This window comes from Streptomyces sp. JLYT201, from assembly GCF_059448825.1.
Genome location: NZ_CM182551.1, coordinates 9,966,357 through 9,982,132, shown reverse-complemented (window position 1 = coordinate 9,982,132; position 15,776 = coordinate 9,966,357). Strand labels below are relative to the sequence as shown.

Below are 15,776 nucleotides of genomic sequence, written 5' to 3'. Positions count from 1 at the left end.
TGCTGCCCGAGCGCGGCACTCCCGCCGAGCCGCTCGCCGCCGGCCTCCCCCTTGGCGGACCCGACAGTTGCCCGATGCACCCCGCTGCCCACGAGCGGCTATACGCTGCCCAGTCGCTTGTTGATCGTGTCGAGCGTCGGCCATGGAGGGCCGTCGTGCAGCACGCGCAGGAGTTCTTCTCCGAACAGCCTCCCTTTCGGGAACTGGTCGCCAAGCTCCCAGCGCCACGCTGCGACCATCGCGAGGATGAGCTGTCGGCACTCGTCCAGCAGTCCTTGGTCGATGTCCGGGTAGTGCTCGCAGACTGTCTCAGGAACATGGGCGAGGTCGAACTCGACGGGTCCGCGGCAGCACGTTTCAAGGTCGATGAACAACGGGCCGCTTTCCGTGCTGAGTACGTTGCCTGGATGCGGCTCGCCGTGGAGCAGTTGTTCCACGGCTTCGCGCTCCTCGATCGCTCGTCGCAGGCTTGCCAGTCTGCCGCTGAGGAAGACGCGGTCTGCGTCGGCGAGCTCCGGCGAACGGTCCGGGTGGGCGACGACTTCTTCCGCCTCCGTGATCCGGTCCGTGAACCGTGGGCTCGGCATATCGACCTTGCGCATGCCCATGTGCAGCAGTCGCAGCGCCTTGGCGCAGTCGGCTGGTGAGACGTAAGGTGTTACGGGCTCGTAGTAGGTCCACAGCGTCACTGTGAAGCCATCGCGCGTGTACACACGTGGGTCCGCCCGAGGCTCCAAGGGGCACACCGGGCATCCGGTCTCGGTGAGCCGCTGAGCGAGCTCGACTTCGAACTGTGCAACCTCTTGTCCCACGGGGGCGACCCGGGCGAAGACGTCGCATGGCGTCAGCCGCAGTGACAGCTTGTTCGAGTTGTGGAGCACGATTGCGCTGCTGACTGGCAGGCCGAGCGATGCGGCGACCGAAGTCGCAGCCGCCACCGCACGCGTAACGTCGGACATCTCCATTCTCGAATCTTGGCGAACTGGACGCCGTTAGTCTCCTCGATTTCTGCGTCAGGCGCGATGGCGGCCCAGGTCTGGGCTGTGCGCCGCCTCGGGCTCTTCTGGAGAGCGCCGCTCGGTCGGTCGTCCCGTCGGATTCGAGACGTGATGACCACACCGGCCCTCCAGACTGCAGGACCGAACCGTTCACGCAATCCTGCATCAACCCCGAACGAGCACCGCGAGCACGGCGGTCGCTCCCCCGTCGCCCCTGTCACCACAGCGCCCACATTGTGCCGCCGACAAGAACCAGCGGGATCAGGATGCCCAGCAGTACGCCGAGCAGCACCGGCAGCTTTCGCGCAGGCTCGGGTCGGACCGAGGTGTGCTCCACCGCGCAGGTGCCCTCGGGTGTTCTCGACCAGGTCGTGCCCGTGGTGCGGTTCGTCGCAGAGATGCGCACCAGGGCGTCTTGGTCGACGTCGAGTCGCACGTCGATGTTCACAGCCCGGTTCCGGGCGGCCACGGTCAGGCCGGGCAGGTCCAGAAGGCCGATCAGAACGTTGTCGGCCGCGTTCTTGCTCTCGCCCTCGTAGACCTGGATCCGGGCGTTGTCCCCGTCCGGCGTGTCCACGTCGCGGGCCAGGGCGAACTGCTCCGAGTTCAAGGTCGGAATGGTGGTGTCCCGCGCGACGAGCGCGTGCATCACGCCGTCTCTGGTGGCGACGCCCAGGGAGTGCGGGGTTCGCTCCCAGGCCAAGGCGTCGCGGACGGTTCCGGTGAGTACGCCCGCCTGGAGCGCGGCTCCGTACGCGACGCCCTCGCCCGGCTGCGTCACCACGGTCGGGGTGTGGTCGCCGAAGTGCTCCCGGACCAGGGAGAGCATGGACGGCATCCGGGTCGCCCCGCCGGTCATGATGACCCGGGAGACCTCCGACACCGGGATGCCCGCAGCGGCGAACACCTCGGTCAAGGCTGCCCCGCACCGATCGAGAAGAGGCCGGGTGACGTGCAGGAACTCGTCCCGGCTCAGCCGTTCGTGCAGATGCAGTGGCCCCGCGGCGGACATCGCGATGCAGGGCACGTCGATCATGGCCTCGGTGGCCGACGACAGTTCGATCTTGGCGTTCTCGGCGGCGTCGCGCAGTCGGCGCCAGGCCGTCGGGTCGGCCGTCGGGTCCATTCCGTGCAGTTGCCGGAAGCGGGCGGCGAGATGCCGGGCCGTCTCCCTGTCCCAGTCGCCACCGCCCAGCCGTGCGTCACCACGGCTCGCCTTGACCTCGGTGACCCCGCATCCGCCCTCTATCAGGGAGAAGGCGAAGCTTCCACTGCCACAGTGGACGACCAGGGCGACCTCGTCGTCGCGGTCGATCCCGTCGAACAGGGCGACCGCCGTGGGTTCACTGAGCAGGCGCCACACCGGTAGGTTCGCCAGCTTGCCCGCTTCTTTGACAGCCAGGCGGGCGACGTGCGAGAAGTGGGCGGGCACGGTGACGACGGCACCGGTGACTTCCTCTCCGAGATACGCCTCGGCGTCCCGCTTGAGCTTGGCGAGGAGCATCGCAGTGATCTCGTTCGTTCCGAGAGTCCTGCCGCCGTGGAGGTAGATCCGGTCGCTCCCCATCTGCTGTTTGAAGCGGGAGACCGTGCCGGAGACGTTGGTGATGGCCTGCCTCCGGGCCGCTTCGCCGATCAGCGTCGCACCGTCCGCGGTGAAAGCCACCACGCAGGGTGTGATCTTGGAACCCTCGGAGTTGGGGACGACGAAGGGTTTTCGCCGCGTGTCGGCAGTACCGTCGAGCGCTGCGACGACCGCGCCCTCCGTGCCCAGGTCGATCCCCACGACACGTGCCATGCCGCCCCCTCGCACATTTCACTCAGCCTGGAGGAATGCTAGGAATCCTTGCCCGGCCGGGCCGTGGCCCAGTGTGGATGCGCCCCCGGAACGCAACCATCCGCCCCTCGACGGCCCGAGCCCGGTGCCGTCAGAGACTCAGAAAGCGTTCGGTCGTTTCGAGGTAGTCCGTAGGGATGATTTGACCGATCAGGCCCTGCATCAGGTGGTTCCTCTCGCCTTCCCTCGCCAGGCCTCAGCGACGGCGCGTTCGCGGCGGGCGCTCCGAGGAGGTCCTACTCCTGTCCGTGGACCACGTCATCGTCGTGGACACGACTTCACCGCTCGGGCGCTGGTGGTTGCGCACGCTCAGAAGGAGCCTCGCGGTGAGTCGAGCCGAAGATGTGCAAGGAGCTCGCGGGGTGACGTTTCGGGGATGCTCGCGCTGGAATCGTGAGTGCTCTGTACAGAGGCGCTCCTCGGCCTAGTCGCGGCTCATGGCTCCTCTATGTCCGGCACCGGTGGGATCGTTCCCCCGGCCGACAGCAGTCTCTCTGCCAGCACGCGACAGCGCCTTGCGAGCTCCGGAGGGTCGAGTACCTCGAAGTCGTGCCCTAGCAGGAGTACGTGGATGAGCACGAAGTCGAGGCTGGCGGCGCCACTAGCACCTCGCAGAGCTCGCTTCCTCGCCGTCGCACGACGGCCGCCGACGCCGGGATCTGTGCGCGCACCGTGTCGGCCGGCGCGTGCACGAGGAAGCGCGCCTGGTGCGGGTAGACCCGGCTCGCCACACCCTCTTGCACGTATGTGGCCGCGTCGGGCGCCGCGCGCGGGGTGAAGCGCCAGGTCCGTGCGGACGCGGCAGTCATGCGGTCGACACGGAAGCTGCGCCAGTCGTCGCGTTCGAGGTCGTAGGCAAGGAGGTACCAGCGCCGGTCGGAGGCGACCAGGCGGTAGGGCTCGACCCGGCGCCGTCGCACCTCGTTCCCGGACGGGTAGTCGAAGTCGGCCTCGACCTCGTCGCGGCAGGCTCTGGCCAGTGTCATGAGCACCTCGGGGTCGACCGGTGTGCGGCCTCCGCCGAAGGACTCCACCGAGCCGGAGAGTGCGCGCACCTCGTGCTGAAGCCGGGTGGGCAGTACCTGGTCGAGTTTGGTCAGTGCCCGGAGTGCGGCGTCGTCGGCACCGGCGACCGCGCCGCCCGCCCCGGCGAGCAGCGAGACCGCAGTGGCGATCGCCTCCTGGTCGTCGAGAAGCAGCGGCGGCAGGTTCTGCCCCGGGCCGAGTTGGTAGCCGCCGCCGACACCTTGGCTGGCGTGCACCGGATAGCCGAGCGTGCGCAGCCGCTCGACATCACGCCGTACCGTGCGCGGTGTGACCCCGAGCCGGTCGGCGAGCTCGGGGCCGGTCCAGACCTGGCGCTGCTGCAACAGCCCGAGCAGGGTGAGCACCCGCTCCGTCGTACCCCGCTCGTTACCGCTTGCCACGTCCATGCCGCCCACCCTGCCAGAGATAGCGGACCGATCCTGTCCGCCAGGGGTGTCAGGGTGGGCGGCATGGAAGCAGACCGACTCGACTGGAACCGGTCGCTGCGCGAGCAGTGGGAGGTCCACTGGAACCATCAGCTCCGAGCTCGGCTCGAGGGCCTCACCGACGACGAGTACTTCTGGTCGCCGGTGGCGGACACCTGGAGCGTGCGGCCGCGCGGCAGCTCGACGTCTGGCTGGCCGGGGTGCGCGGCCTCGGCGACGCCGGGCTCAAGGTCCCGATCGGCACCAAGGAGCCCTTCCCCGAGGCGCCCACGGCCGATCTGGTGCTGCACATTCACCGCGAGCTGATCCACCACCTGTCCGAGGTCTGCCTGCTGCGCGACCTCTATCTGCACACGAAACCCGCTACGAACGGAGTAACCCGATGAGCCGCCACATCCAGATCACCGTCGACGCCCACGACCCGCGGGCACTGTCGTCCTTCTGGCGCGACGTACTGGGCTACGTCCACCCCGGCCCGCCCGGAGTCGACCTGCCCGAGGGCGCCGACCCGCTGGCCGCATGGGATGACTTCCTCGCGCGGGTCGGCGTACCGGAGGAGCAGCGCACCACGAGATCGGCCATCGAGGACCCGGACGGGTACGGTCCGCGGCTGTTCTTCCAGCAGGTGCCGGAGGACAAGGTCGCCAAGAACCGCCTCCACCTCGACGTCCGTGCGGCTCCAGGACTGCACGGGGAGGAGCGGATGGCGGCACTGGAGGCCGAGTGCGAGCGGCTCGTCGCGCTGGGAGCGACGCGGGTACGTCGCCACGAGCCCGCTCCTCCGATGGGCGCAGGCTTCATCGTGATGACCGACCCCGAGGGCAACGAGTTCTGCCTGGACTGACGCGGCTCAGCTGTAGTCGCCGAGCCGCGGTCGGCCTTGGCCGCCGCACCGGTGTTTGCCGGGGCCGGTCAAGGTCGCCGTCATGCTGGCCGACGATCCCGCGGAGACCCGGCAGGCCGCCAGTCCTGAGCATGCCCGGAGGCGCTGGAGCTCGTCCAGCTCCCTGCCCAGCAGCTTGAGGACGACCTCATCGCACCACGACGTTGTCCGCGGCTGAAGTCGACGGCCCGGTGGTGGTGTTGCCGTAGTACGCCCAGCGCCACGCGCCCGTCTTGGACGCCTTCACGGTCGCCGTGAGCGCACCCGAGCCGTTGGCGCGCACCTTCTTCACCGTGGTGTAGGAGGTGGCTCCGCTGGGCTTGAACTGCAGGCTCACCAGGCGGCTTCCGTAGGCGGCGTACTTCTTCGTCTCCCAGTCGGCCCGCGTGACCTTGCCGGTCACGGTGAGGGTCTTGCCCTTGGCCACCGGCTCGGGCGAGGCGTTCACGCTCAGGCGGGAGTTGCGCTTGACGTAGGCGGTCAGGCCCGCGTTGTCCGTGTCACCGCCGCCGCCCTTGAAGGACACCTCGGCCGCGACCTTCCAGGCTCCGGCCTCGCTGTTGCGCATGTCCCACTCGGTGGGGTCGAAGTACATCGTCTCGTTGAAGTCGCAGACACCCGAGCTCACCTCGTGGCAGTCGCTCGTTTCGATGGCGTGCCACAGCTGGTCGCTCGTGGTGCCGCGGTACAGGAACACGGCCGACCACTTCCACTTGCGGGTGGTCGCCATCCGGAAGGAGGTGGGCACCGCGACCTCGGACAATCCGATCACGATCGGCTTGCCGCCGTTCACCTGGACGCGGGTGAAGGAGGCCCCGCCCTCGGCCGCCCCGGCCGGCACCGCGGCCAGGCCCGTGAACACCGCCGCCGCGCCACCGGCCACGACAGCTCTCCAGACGTTCTTGCCCACCTGATCTCCGATCTCTGTACGACTGTGCCGAAAGGCGCCGGAGAGTCCTTCTCCGGCGCCCTTCAGACCGCCAGGATCCGTACGGGGTTGTGCACCCGTAGATCACGATCGGGCCTCAGTGGATCTCCGCCTCGTGCGTCTGATCGGCTTTCACGCGGCCGTGACACGTTCGGCGGGCCGGGGCAGTGCCGCGGTGCGGCAGGGGCCGGGCCGGGGGCGGCGGGAGATCAGGGTGATGACGGAGGTGCCGCGCGGCGTCCCCGACCTTGAACCTAATCTTCGTCTTCAGCGCTGGGCATCAGCCGGGGCGTCGAAGGTGATCCAGGTATCGGGTGGCAGGTCCGGGCGACCGGCTACCGGCCTGCGTTCCTCAGTCCATGCGTCGCCGGCGATCTCCGTAGCGACGCGACGCCAGAATGCGACTGCGGCTACGTTGCTCTCTTGGAAGGCGACTTCCCACGGCCCCGGGTGCTTCGCGACGACTTCTTGAACTGCTCGCAGCCCGATCCCTGACCTGCGCGCCCCACGGACCACGAAGAAGCTGTTCAGCACGCGCGTCGGAGCAGTCAGGCTGCGGACAAACGCGAGGCCAACAGGGGATGCGCCACTGGTCAAGAGATAGGGAGCCCAGTCGGCCTGCGTGAGGGCGGCATGGAGCCAATCGCTCCGGAAGGTGCCGTCGGAGTTGGGCAGAACACTGTTGAACTCCGACATGTCATGTCGGAACAACAACCAGAGGCGCTCCAGGGTTGGCTGGTCGGCCGCATCGGCGAGGCGCGCAGATATATCGGTCATGAATCTCCTTCGTGCTGCATGAAATCGTGGTGCTTGAGCCTTCATGGGATCGCGCGACTGCAACGGGCTCGCGGTGGTGGTCCGGTGAGTCCGGGGTGAGCCCGGGCATGAAAAAAGCCTCCCTGGCGGAGACAGAGCCCAGCCAGGAAAGCTTGAGTACTGACAGGCAACGTACCACCCTTCCCGATGCGCCCCTGTCCTATGGGGTCGGGGCCGGTAGCGCCAGGTCCCTTCGCACGTACGGCCAGCAACTCCCCGCTGGCGGGCCCCACCGGAGGCCAGTTGAGTTCCCTACCCTCACCGCGCCAGACAGAGAACGTCACGGCGCGAGCTGGAGTGCCCGCCCCAACCAGCGGGCGCCCTGCGCCGCTGCTCTCGTCACTGCCCTGCACCCAGGGCCCCGTTCGGAGCAGTCAGCGGCTTGTGAGGGGGCGATTCGGGGCAGGGATGGGCCCCGGACGAACGGTAGGGAGTGAGGGTCCATGGCGATTATCGAGGTGACCAGCGCGGAGCAGTTCGAAGCGTTGCTCCGTGAGAATGCCAAGGTCTCCGTGATGTTCACGGCGGCGTGGTGCGGGCCTAGCAGGGTCATCAGCCCTACCTTCAGGCACCTCTCGGAGCAGAACACCGACATCGTGTTCGTGTCCGTGGACGTCGACAAGGTTGCTCCTGCGGCTCAGAAGTACAACATCCGAGCCATGCCCACCTTCGTCTTCTTCAAGGACGGCGAGAAGAACGACGACTTGATGGGGGCAAACAAGGTGGGGCTCGAAGACAAGGTGAAGACGTTGGCCGCGTAGGGCCTGGTGCACAGTCGACGACCACCGGGCGCGCCCCGACCTCGCCCTCCGAGGTCACCGAATGGCCTCCCGGGGCAGTCATCGGAGGGCAAGCTGCCTGGGCCTCGGCCATCGTCGCTGACAGTGCGGCTTCCCGGGGCCAGGTGGCTCCCCATCAGGCGGCCATGAGTGGGAAGATCTAGTTGGCCACCGACAGGCCGGGTCATCGCACCACCGGCCCGGCGGCGGCCCCGGTCTCCCGGGGACGTGTCCATCGGAGGATCGGCATGAGCCCCGGTGTATATCCCGGAAGGCTCGTTCGGAGTGCTGGACCACGCAGAGGTCCCCGCACACACCGCGGACTGGTCCAACGGCCTCGTCGCCGTGATGAGGACCGGCGCGCTGATCGCTACCGGCATCCATACCGGTCCCGTCCCAACACACCGGGGCGACCGCATCCGTCTCGACGAGTGAGGCGTCCGGCCTGGAAAGCAGCGTCTTCTAGGCAGCGCGGCCGGTGACAGCCACGGTCGCGCCCAGCCCGATCATGGCCAGCCCGCCGGTGCCGCCAACCAGTGACATCCGCTTGGGCGAGCGGCCGAACCGGGTCCGTGCGGCAGCGGCTGTCAGCCCCCCCCCCCCCCCCCCCCGCCGTCGGAGAGCAGGGCCAGCACCGCACCGGCCAAGCCGAGGATCAGCATCTGGATGGTGACGTGGCCGACCTGCCGATCGACGAACTGGGGCAGCATCGCGGTGAGGAACACGATGCTCTTGGGATTCGTGACTCCGACCAGGAAGCCCGCCCAGACCGAGCCGCGACCGCTGGACGGCGCCGGAGTGAAGCCCACTGTTCGCGCCCGGTCCTTCCAGCTCGCGCGCAGAGCCTTCACGCCGAGGTAGACGAGGTAGGCGGCTCCGGCCAGCTTGATCGCATTGAAGACGACACCGAGGTCTCAACCAATGTGCCGATGGCCAGGGCGACCGCTATGACCAGAGCGTAGCCACCGAGTGCGTTCCCCAGCACCGAGGCCAACGCCGTCCGGCGCCCATGGGCCAGGGCTCGGCCGATGACGAACAGCACACTCGGGCCCGGAATCGCGGACAAGAAAACGGACATGGTGCAGAAGGCCAGGAGCCGGTGGGGATCGATCATGGGCGGGATCATCTCCCGGTCATGCACATGGGAACCAGAGCGACTTTCGCCCTAGGACGCAGGGGCCGCCCTGCCCAGACCGTCGGGATCCGCTTCTGGTACGTGCCGTCGCTGCAGCTGTCCCCGAGCTGGGCAGGGGGCCGCTGGCTTGCGTTCGCCGTGCAATGCTCCGCGGATCCAGAGGACCAGGCGCTGTCCGGGCGCGATCCTCAAACGCCGCTGGCCACGGGGGTGTCACGGTCAGGTCGCGGGCGACCTCGGCGTCGCACGCGGCGACGTGGGCGAGGAGGCGCTCCGTGTTCACGACACCGTAGGCGCCGCGGGTCACCCGCGTTTCCCCCACCAGGGCCTTGGAGAGCTAGCGCTGGGGCAGCGAGCCGCAGCCCTGAGCGGCGGTGTGCCCAGGCCATGGCTGTTCGTCGTGCGTATACGAGTGATCTGTCCGGTGCCCGCTGGGAGTTGATCGAGCCGGTGCTGTCCGCCTGGCGCTTCGAGCACCGCGGCCGGGCCCTGGGCTTCGGTCGGCCGCCCTGGAGCGACCTGCGCGACATCATGAACGCGATCCTGCACGTCGACCGCGCCGGCTGCCAGTGGGCCTACTTCCCGCCCGGCTTTCCGCCCCATCGGACGATCTACGGCTACTTCGTGAAGGATGAAACGACCCCTCAGGGGCAAGGCTCCCTGGCTGCCATGCGGTCCGGGTCCGTGGGCTACGGGCAGCGCGAGACCCGATGTCCCGCTGAGGCGGGGGGGCCGCTCCCGAGGGGTTCGGTATCGAACCGGCTTGCCGTCAGGTGCAGTTGCAGCGGGATGCGCTCTCGGCTTCCGCGCCCGTCTCGTTCGGGTCGTCGGTCTGTTCGGCGGGAGTGCGGCAGGCCGTGACGCCGCAGCAGGAGGCGCTGCCCGTACTCGCCTCAGCCTTGTTGCTGGTGGTGGGCTTCGTTGCGCGGACGATGGCGGAGTGCATGCCGTCGGCGACCGCGTGGGTGGGGCTGAGTTCGATGGTGGTGAACCCGGCGGCTTCGAGGCCCTGGCGGTACTCGGTGAAGGAGAGGGCACCGGCGATGCAGCCGACGTGGTCGCCGCGCTCGGCGCGCTGATCGGGGGTGAGGCTGTCGTCGGCGACGACGTCGGAGATGCCGATCCTGCCGCCGGGCTTGAGGACGCGGAACATCTCGGCGAAGACGGCGGGCTTGTCGGTGGACAGGTTGATGACGCAGTTGGAGATGACGACGTCGATGGTGTTCGCGGGCAGGGGGATGGCCTCGATGGCACCCTTGAGGAACTCGACGTTGGTGGCGCCGGCCTTCTGCTGATTCGCGAGGGCGAGGGCGAGCATCTCCTCGGTCATGTCGAGCCCGTACGCCTTGCCCGTGACGCCGACGCGGCGGGCGGAGAGCAGGACGTCGAGGCCGCCGCCGGAGCCGAGGTCCAGGACGCGCTCGCCTTCGTGGAGGTCGGCCACGGCGGTGGGGTTGCCGCAGCCGAGGGAGGCGGCGAGGGCCTCGGCGGGCAGGGTGTCGCGCTCGTCGGCGGCGTAGAGGGTGGCGCCGAAGTTGTCGTCGATCTCGATGGCCTCGGGGCCGCAACAGGCGGTGCCGCCCTCGGTGACCTGCACGGCGGCTGCGGCGTAGCGCCGGCGGACGGTCTCGCGCAGGTCGGTGCTCGGCTCGGTCATGGCGGTGTCTCCTCGGGGTCGGGGCGGGGCCCGCACAGGCTATATAGATGCTTCTCGATGCAACCTTGCGACCTGGATCGAAGAATGTCAACATAGAGGGATGTCGAAACAAGAGCTGGCGATGCTGGGCCAGGACGAGGCGGGGTGCTGCCCGACCCTGTTGACCGCGCCGATGGAACACGACCAGGCCGTGGAACTGGCGAAGGTGTTCAAGGCCCTGGGCGACCCCGTCCGCCTCCGCCTGTTGTCGATGATCGCCTCGCGGGAGGGCGGGGAGATCTGCGTGTGCGACCTGACTCCGGCCTTCGACCTGTCGCAGCCGACGATCTCTCATCACCTCAAGCTGCTGAAGCAGGCCGGTCTGATCGACTCCGAGCGTCGCGGAACGTGGGTGTACTACCGGCCCCTGCCTGCGATGACGGACAAGCTCGCGGCCGTCCTCACCCGCACCCAAGGGGTCGACCGCCCGTCCCCGAGCATCTCGGCCACGGCGGCCTCGTGAGCGGATCGACCACTGTTTCGGCGGGTTCGGTGGCCGCGCGTTTGTCGCTGGTGGACCGGTTCCTGTGGGTGTGGATCCTCGTAGCGATGACCGTGGGCCTTGGGCTCGGTCGTCTGGTGCCGGGCCTGGGCGACGCACTGGCGAAGGTGACGGTCGTCGGCGTCTCGCTGCCGATCGCGCTCGGCCTGCTGGTGATGATGTATCCGGTGCTGGCCAAGGTCCGCTACGACCGTTTGGAGAGCGTCACCCGAGACAGGCGCCTGCTGGTCCCCTCGCTGGTCATCAACTGGCTCCTCGGCCCGGCCGTGATGTTCGCGCTCGCCTGGATCTTCCTGCCGGACCTGCCGGAGTACCGGACCGGCTTGATCATCGTCGGGCTCGCCCGCTGCATCGCCATGGTCATCATCTGGAACGACCTGGCCTGCGGCGACCGCGAGGCGGCCGCCGTCCTCGTCGCACTCAACTCCGTTTTCCAGGTCTTCGCGTTCGCCGCTCTGGGCTGGTTCTATCTCTCGGTCCTGCCCGGGTGGCTGGGTCTGGAACAGACCGCCCTGGACGTGTCGGTGTGGGAGATCGCCCGCAGCGTGCTCATCTTCCTCGGCATCCCGCTGGCCGCCGGGTTCCTGACCAGGCGGTTGGGCGAGAAGGCCCGGGGCCGGACCTGGTACGAGAACAGGCTGATCCCCCGGATCGGGCCGTTCGCCCTGTACGGGCTGCTGTTCACGATCGTCGTGCTGTTCGCCCTGCAGGGAGAGGCGATCACCTCCCGACCCCTCGACGTGGTCCGGATCGCGCTGCCCCTCCTTGTGTACTTCGCCTTCATGTGGGCCGGTTCCATGGTCGTCGGCAAGGCCGTCGGGCTGAACTACCCGCGGGCGACCACGCTGGCCTTCACAGCTGCGGGCAACAACTTCGAGCTCGCGATCGCAGTGGCGATCGCCACCTTCGGCGCGACCTCCGGCCAGGCCCTGGCCGGCGTGGTCGGTCCGCTCGTCGAGGTGCCGGTGCTGATCGGATTGGTTCACGTCGCGCTCGCCGCCCGCCGCTTCTTCCCTCAACCCGCCCCGGCGACCGGCCCGTCGGCCGCCTTCAAAGAAGGGACCTCTCGTGTCTGACACCGCCTCCGGCAAGCCGTCCGTGCTGTTCGTGTGCGTGCACAACGCCGGACGCTCCCAGATGGCCGCCGCTTTCCTCACACACCTGTCCGGCGGCCGGGTGGAGGTCCGTTCGGCCGGGTCCGCCCCGGCCGACACCGTGAACCCGGCGGTCATCGAGGCGATGGCCGAGGTCGGAATCGATCTGTCTACCGAGGTGCCCAAGGTGCTGACCTCCGAGGCGGTCCAGGCCTCCGACGTGGTGATCACGATGGGCTGCGGGGATGCCTGCCCGGTCTTCCCGGGCAAGCGCTATGTGGACTGGGCGCTCGCAGACCCGGCCGGCCAGGGCGTCGATGCGGTCCGCCCGATCCGGGACGAGATCGAGGCACGCGTCCGCACCCTGCTCAGCGATCTCCTTCCCCCGCGGTGACGCCTCGCCGGTACGTCAGCAGCAGGAGCCGCTGGTCGTTTCGGCGCGTTCGGCCTCGGTGATCAGCCAGGCTCGTTCGGCCTTCTGTCCGCGTCCGGTCTTGCTGATGAAGGCACGGCCGGTGGCGGCCGAACTCTCCCACACCTCGCGAAGGCAGGAGTGGTGGGTGGCCTGCGGGCAGTGGGCCGAGTCGCACATCCCGGCCTACGGTCTCGGCGGCCGGAGACCGCGCGGGCGCCGACCCGCAAGGCTCCCGCGGACCAGGCATACGGCGACCGCCGCTACGACGTCCGTCGCCGTGACGCCGGTACGCCGCTGACACCCGGCCCCGGTCGCGAGAGCGCCGAGGCGCTGCAGGCATCGGCGACGGGTGTGAGTAGGGTGATCGTTCGTACTGCCGTGACTGTGGCCGGCACATTTGCTGGACCGGCGGTACTGGCTCGTCAGAAAGACGACGGCGTGAGGGCGCCGTCACCAAGGGGGATGTAGATGCGCAAGATCACGGCTGCGATGGCACTGGGTCTGTCCGTCGTACTGCTGTCAGGCTGCGGCAAGAGCGACTCGAAGTCCGATGACGCCAAGGGTTCGGGGCAGCAGACCAGCAGGAAGACACAGCCGGAGAAGGACAAGGACGGCAAGGCCCCGGCGGCCGGGGCCACCGGCGTCGACGGGACGTGGAAGCCCATCAACAAGAGCCCGATCGCCACGATGACGATCAGCGGCAACAAGGTCACCACCACGGGCAAACTCGCCTGCCCCGGCACCCTCAAGCCCGGCAAGAAGAAGTCGGCCATCGCCCTGAACTGCGCGTCGAAGGACCCGGAGCGCTCGCGCGGCACCCTGGAGCTCGCCAAGGACGGCAGCCACATCTACGTCGAGTGGGACGGCGCCGCCTGGGGCGGCATGATCGACTCGCTGCGCCGGGCCTGAGACCCGGAGGTTCGCGCCGACTCCTGGCCGGGCGGGCGGTCCTCCTCGCGGGCCTGCCGCCGTCCCCGCGGGCGGGCCGCCGTCCTCGCGGGTCGGCTGCCATCGCCGCAGGCGGACCGCCGTCACCGCAGGCAGACCGCCGTCCGGGGCGACCGCCTACTCCGGCCAGTCCGACTGCTTGATGACCTCGACGAAGTCGCCGCGCTGGAAGCCGGGGACGTAGTGGGCGAGCACGTCGGCCTTGACGTTGCCGAAGGTGGTCTCCGGGCGGTCCTTGATGCCTTCGGTGAACGCGGCCAGGATCCGGTTCTTGAAGTCCGGGCGGGGGTGGGCCGCCACCACGGCCGCGCGCTGCTCGTCGGTGAGCGTGTGGTAGCCGATGCCCAGGACGTCCAGTTCCACACCACGGGTGACCAGGGCGACTTCGGGTGCCATGCGCAGCGGGATCTCCGGCGTGGTGTGCAGGGCGATCGCCGTCCAGACGCGGTCGGCCGCCTCGGCGGCGATGCCGTGGGCGGTCAGGAACCGGCGGGCCTCGTCGGCGCCGTCGATCTCGAAGCGCCGGTCGGTGCGGCGGAAGCGCTCGGTCAGCCCGAGGTCGTGGAACATCGCCCCCACGTAGAGGAGTTCCGGGTCGAAGGCAAGGCCCTGCTCCCGGCCGCGCAGCGCCCCGAACAGGAACACGCGCCGGGAGTGGTCGAACAGCAGCGGCGAAGCGGCCTCACGGACCAGCTCCGTCGCCTCGCGCGCCAGGGCGCTGTCCGGGATCCGCACACCCGCGATCTCTTGCCTCATGATGGCTGCCTCTCGTTCGTCTCGGCCGTACGCCGTGGCCGCGTGGCTCGGCCGTGGCCGCGTGGCTCGGCCAATCGCCATAGCCGTCCGCCTCGGCCGTTCGCCTCGGTCGGTGATCTCCTCCAGATTCGCTCCATGCCCTACCCTGGCGCCATGTCCTCAGCGCCACACGAACCACAGATTCAGACATGACCCGACGCGTGGGCTTCGTGGTGTTCGACGGGGTGACCCTGCTCGACGTCAGCGGTCCCCTGGAGGTCCTCCACCAGGCGTCCCGGCTCGGGCACGCGTACGCGCCGGTGCTGATCTCCCCTCACGGCGGCGACATCGCGACGGCCTCCGGGCCGACGCTGGCCGCCACCGCCACGGCGGCCGACGCGGGGTCCCTCGACACCGTCGTGGTCGCCGGAGCCGACCACCTCGCCGAACCGGGACCCGAGGACGAACTCCTCACAGCCGTACGCACGCTCGCCGCCCGGACGGCACGGATCGCCTCCGTGTGCAGCGGCGCCTTCGTCCTGGCCGCCCTCGGCCTGCTCGACGGGCGCCGGGCCACCACCCACTGGCGTCACGCGGCGACCCTCGCCCGCCGTCACCCCCGCGTGCGCGTCGAGCCGGACGCCCTCCACGTGACGGACGGCCCGTACGTCACCTCCGCGGGGATCAGTGCGGGGATCGACCTCGCCCTGGCCCTCGTGGAGGACGACCACGGAGCGGACGCGGCCCGGGAGATCGCCCGTGAGCTGGTCGTGTTCATGCAGCGCCCGGGCGGGCAGTCGCAGTTCTCCACCGCGCTGGCGACCCCGCCCGCACGCAGCGAGACGCTGCGTGCGCTGACCGCCGCCGTGCTGGCCGACCCTGCCGCCGAGCACAGCCTGCCCGCCATGGCCGCGGCCGCCGCCGTCAGCACACGGCACCTGGCCCGGCTCTTCCGGACCGAGCTGCACACCACCCCCGCCCGCTGGGTCGAACGCGTCCGCCTCGACCGCGCCCAGCAACTCCTCCTCGACGGGCACAGCATCACCTCGGCGGCACGCCACAGCGGCCTCGGCAGTGACGAGACGCTCCGCCGCGCCTTCGCCCGTCACCTGGGCACCACGCCGACCGAGTACCGCAGGCGCTTCACGAGCGCGCACCGCCCCGACGTCACCGGCTGACGTCCGCGCGGCCGTGGCCGTCGGGAGCAGCGGGGCCCTCCCTGCGCCGCACCGCCGCGTTCAGGGAGCGCAGGGCCAGCAGCAGGACGCCGATGTCGTCCAGGTAGACGGGGTCCGGGAGCAGGTCCACCGGAGAGATCACATAGAGCACGGCGCCCCAGAAGACCGCCTTGTGCTCCATCGGGACTCCCGCTTCGCGCAACACCCGCCGGGTGCGCAGGAGCCGCAGCAGCAGGACGAGTGCGACGGCTGCCGCCGCCACGAGCACGACCGCCACGAGGACGAGCAGGGCCACTGGCCAGTGGTGAGCACTCATGGGTCGCCTCCGGCTGTCCGGCCCGGCCTCCTGTGGCGCGGGCC

At 69.4% G+C, this 15,776-nt stretch carries 16 protein-coding genes and 3 pseudogenes; 9 read left to right on the top strand and 10 right to left on the bottom strand.

All coding sequences use genetic code 11. The annotated features are described in order from the left end of the window. Window positions 1-98: 98 nt before the first annotated feature. The 3 genes and pseudogenes from AC5WAM_RS41965 to AC5WAM_RS41955 form a co-directional block, all read right to left on the bottom strand. On the bottom strand, window positions 99-965 hold the full coding sequence (locus AC5WAM_RS41965; RefSeq protein ID WP_495520982.1) for a phosphotransferase: 867 nt from the start codon (window positions 963-965) through the stop codon (window positions 99-101). A gap of 250 nt (window positions 966-1,215) precedes the next feature. Then, window positions 1,216-2,796, bottom strand: a complete 1,581-nt coding sequence (locus tag AC5WAM_RS41960; RefSeq protein WP_495520981.1) for an Hsp70 family protein — start codon at window positions 2,794-2,796, stop codon at window positions 1,216-1,218. Between the two features lie 474 nt (window positions 2,797-3,270). Further along, window positions 3,271-4,268, bottom strand: a pseudogene (locus AC5WAM_RS41955) (helix-turn-helix transcriptional regulator). Between the two features lie 239 nt (window positions 4,269-4,507). On the opposite strand from AC5WAM_RS41955, the gene AC5WAM_RS41950 reads away from it, so the two are divergent. Together AC5WAM_RS41950 and AC5WAM_RS41945 are read left to right on the top strand one after the other, a co-directional pair. After that, complete coding sequence (locus AC5WAM_RS41950) at window positions 4,508-4,693, top strand: hypothetical protein (RefSeq protein WP_495520980.1); 186 nt, start codon at window positions 4,508-4,510, stop codon at window positions 4,691-4,693. Further along, complete coding sequence (locus AC5WAM_RS41945) at window positions 4,690-5,151, top strand: VOC family protein (RefSeq protein WP_495520979.1); 462 nt, start codon at window positions 4,690-4,692, stop codon at window positions 5,149-5,151. Before AC5WAM_RS41950 ends, AC5WAM_RS41945 begins: the two co-directional genes overlap by 4 nt. Window positions 5,152-5,338: 187 nt before the next feature. On the opposite strand, the gene AC5WAM_RS41940 is transcribed toward AC5WAM_RS41945, so the two are convergent. Both AC5WAM_RS41940 and AC5WAM_RS41935 read right to left on the bottom strand, forming a co-directional pair. Then, a complete protein-coding gene (locus AC5WAM_RS41940; protein WP_495520978.1) occupies window positions 5,339-6,100 on the bottom strand; it encodes a hypothetical protein in 762 nt (253 codons plus the stop codon). 285 nt (window positions 6,101-6,385) lie between these two features. Further along, complete coding sequence (locus tag AC5WAM_RS41935) at window positions 6,386-6,895, bottom strand: GNAT family N-acetyltransferase (RefSeq protein ID WP_495520977.1); 510 nt, start codon at window positions 6,893-6,895, stop codon at window positions 6,386-6,388. Window positions 6,896-7,377: 482 nt separating this feature from the next. On the opposite strand from AC5WAM_RS41935, the gene AC5WAM_RS41930 reads away from it, so the two are divergent. Beyond that, a complete protein-coding gene (locus AC5WAM_RS41930; protein ID WP_495520976.1) occupies window positions 7,378-7,695 on the top strand; it encodes a thioredoxin domain-containing protein in 318 nt (105 codons plus the stop codon). 480 nt (window positions 7,696-8,175) lie between these two features. Here AC5WAM_RS41930 and AC5WAM_RS41925 read toward each other — a convergent pair. Next, window positions 8,176-8,827: pseudogene (locus AC5WAM_RS41925) on the bottom strand (LysE family translocator). Between the two features lie 408 nt (window positions 8,828-9,235). Here AC5WAM_RS41925 and AC5WAM_RS41920 point away from each other — a divergent pair. Beyond that, a pseudogene (locus tag AC5WAM_RS41920) lies at window positions 9,236-9,478 on the top strand (transposase); the annotation flags it as partial. Window positions 9,479-9,617: 139 nt separating this feature from the next. On the opposite strand, the gene arsM reads toward AC5WAM_RS41920, so the two are convergent. After that, window positions 9,618-10,505, bottom strand: a complete 888-nt coding sequence (gene arsM / locus AC5WAM_RS41915) for an arsenite methyltransferase (RefSeq protein ID WP_495520975.1) — start codon at window positions 10,503-10,505, stop codon at window positions 9,618-9,620. Between the two features lie 100 nt (window positions 10,506-10,605). Between arsM and AC5WAM_RS41910 the strand changes: the two genes are divergently transcribed. From AC5WAM_RS41910 to AC5WAM_RS41900, 3 genes are read left to right on the top strand one after another with little or no spacing between them, the layout of a single operon-like run. Continuing rightward, window positions 10,606-11,007, top strand: a complete 402-nt coding sequence (locus tag AC5WAM_RS41910) for an ArsR/SmtB family transcription factor (protein WP_495520974.1) — start codon at window positions 10,606-10,608, stop codon at window positions 11,005-11,007. Beyond that, window positions 11,004-12,122, top strand: a complete 1,119-nt coding sequence (gene arsB / locus AC5WAM_RS41905) for an ACR3 family arsenite efflux transporter (protein ID WP_495520973.1) — start codon at window positions 11,004-11,006, stop codon at window positions 12,120-12,122. Before AC5WAM_RS41910 ends, arsB begins: the two co-directional genes overlap by 4 nt. Beyond that, window positions 12,115-12,534 (top strand): arsenate reductase ArsC, encoded by a 420-nt coding sequence (locus AC5WAM_RS41900; RefSeq protein ID WP_366795212.1) that lies wholly within the window; start codon window positions 12,115-12,117, stop codon window positions 12,532-12,534. The genes arsB and AC5WAM_RS41900 overlap by 8 nt, the downstream gene beginning before the upstream one ends. A gap of 15 nt (window positions 12,535-12,549) precedes the next feature. Here the strand turns inward: AC5WAM_RS41900 and AC5WAM_RS41895 are convergent, their stop codons facing one another. Next, the gene (locus tag AC5WAM_RS41895) at window positions 12,550-12,732 is read right to left on the bottom strand and encodes a hypothetical protein (protein ID WP_495520972.1); all 183 of its coding nucleotides are present in this window, start codon (window positions 12,730-12,732) and stop codon (window positions 12,550-12,552) included. 291 nt (window positions 12,733-13,023) lie between these two features. Between AC5WAM_RS41895 and AC5WAM_RS41890 the strand changes: the two genes are divergently transcribed. Then, entirely contained in the window at window positions 13,024-13,464 is a 441-nt protein-coding gene (locus tag AC5WAM_RS41890; protein ID WP_366795215.1) for a hypothetical protein, read from the top strand. A 156-nt stretch (window positions 13,465-13,620) separates the two neighbouring features. On the opposite strand, the gene AC5WAM_RS41885 is transcribed toward AC5WAM_RS41890, so the two are convergent. Beyond that, a complete protein-coding gene (locus AC5WAM_RS41885) occupies window positions 13,621-14,259 on the bottom strand; it encodes an HD domain-containing protein (protein ID WP_495520971.1) in 639 nt (212 codons plus the stop codon). A 188-nt stretch (window positions 14,260-14,447) separates the two neighbouring features. Here AC5WAM_RS41885 and AC5WAM_RS41880 point away from each other — a divergent pair, with 188 nt between their 5' ends. Next, window positions 14,448-15,416, top strand: a complete 969-nt coding sequence (locus AC5WAM_RS41880; protein WP_495520970.1) for a GlxA family transcriptional regulator — start codon at window positions 14,448-14,450, stop codon at window positions 15,414-15,416. On the opposite strand, the gene AC5WAM_RS41875 is transcribed toward AC5WAM_RS41880, so the two are convergent. After that, a complete protein-coding gene (locus AC5WAM_RS41875) occupies window positions 15,406-15,732 on the bottom strand; it encodes a YkvA family protein (RefSeq protein ID WP_366795219.1) in 327 nt (108 codons plus the stop codon). The two genes, AC5WAM_RS41880 and AC5WAM_RS41875, sit on opposite strands and share 11 nt — an antisense overlap. Window positions 15,733-15,776: the final 44 nt, after the last annotated feature.

What these genes read in the sequence shown, in the direction of transcription:
- AC5WAM_RS41910 (WP_495520974.1), top strand. Translation starts at nt 10,606, where the DNA reads ATGTCGAAACAAGAGCTGGCGATGCTGGGCCAGGACGAGGCGGGGTGC.
- arsM (WP_495520975.1), bottom strand. Translation starts at nt 10,505, where the DNA reads ATGACCGAGCCGAGCACCGACCTGCGCGAGACCGTCCGCCGGCGCTAC.
- AC5WAM_RS41890 (WP_366795215.1), top strand. Translation starts at nt 13,024, where the DNA reads ATGCGCAAGATCACGGCTGCGATGGCACTGGGTCTGTCCGTCGTACTG.
- AC5WAM_RS41935 (WP_495520977.1), bottom strand. Translation starts at nt 6,895, where the DNA reads ATGACCGATATATCTGCGCGCCTCGCCGATGCGGCCGACCAGCCAACC.
- AC5WAM_RS41930 (WP_495520976.1), top strand. Translation starts at nt 7,378, where the DNA reads ATGGCGATTATCGAGGTGACCAGCGCGGAGCAGTTCGAAGCGTTGCTC.
- AC5WAM_RS41875 (WP_366795219.1), bottom strand. Translation starts at nt 15,732, where the DNA reads ATGAGTGCTCACCACTGGCCAGTGGCCCTGCTCGTCCTCGTGGCGGTC.
- AC5WAM_RS41960 (WP_495520981.1), bottom strand. Translation starts at nt 2,796, where the DNA reads ATGGCACGTGTCGTGGGGATCGACCTGGGCACGGAGGGCGCGGTCGTC.
- AC5WAM_RS41880 (WP_495520970.1), top strand. Translation starts at nt 14,448, where the DNA reads ATGACCCGACGCGTGGGCTTCGTGGTGTTCGACGGGGTGACCCTGCTC.
- AC5WAM_RS41895 (WP_495520972.1), bottom strand. Translation starts at nt 12,732, where the DNA reads ATGTGCGACTCGGCCCACTGCCCGCAGGCCACCCACCACTCCTGCCTT.
- AC5WAM_RS41945 (WP_495520979.1), top strand. Translation starts at nt 4,690, where the DNA reads ATGAGCCGCCACATCCAGATCACCGTCGACGCCCACGACCCGCGGGCA.
- AC5WAM_RS41885 (WP_495520971.1), bottom strand. Translation starts at nt 14,259, where the DNA reads ATGAGGCAAGAGATCGCGGGTGTGCGGATCCCGGACAGCGCCCTGGCG.
- AC5WAM_RS41965 (WP_495520982.1), bottom strand. Translation starts at nt 965, where the DNA reads ATGGAGATGTCCGACGTTACGCGTGCGGTGGCGGCTGCGACTTCGGTC.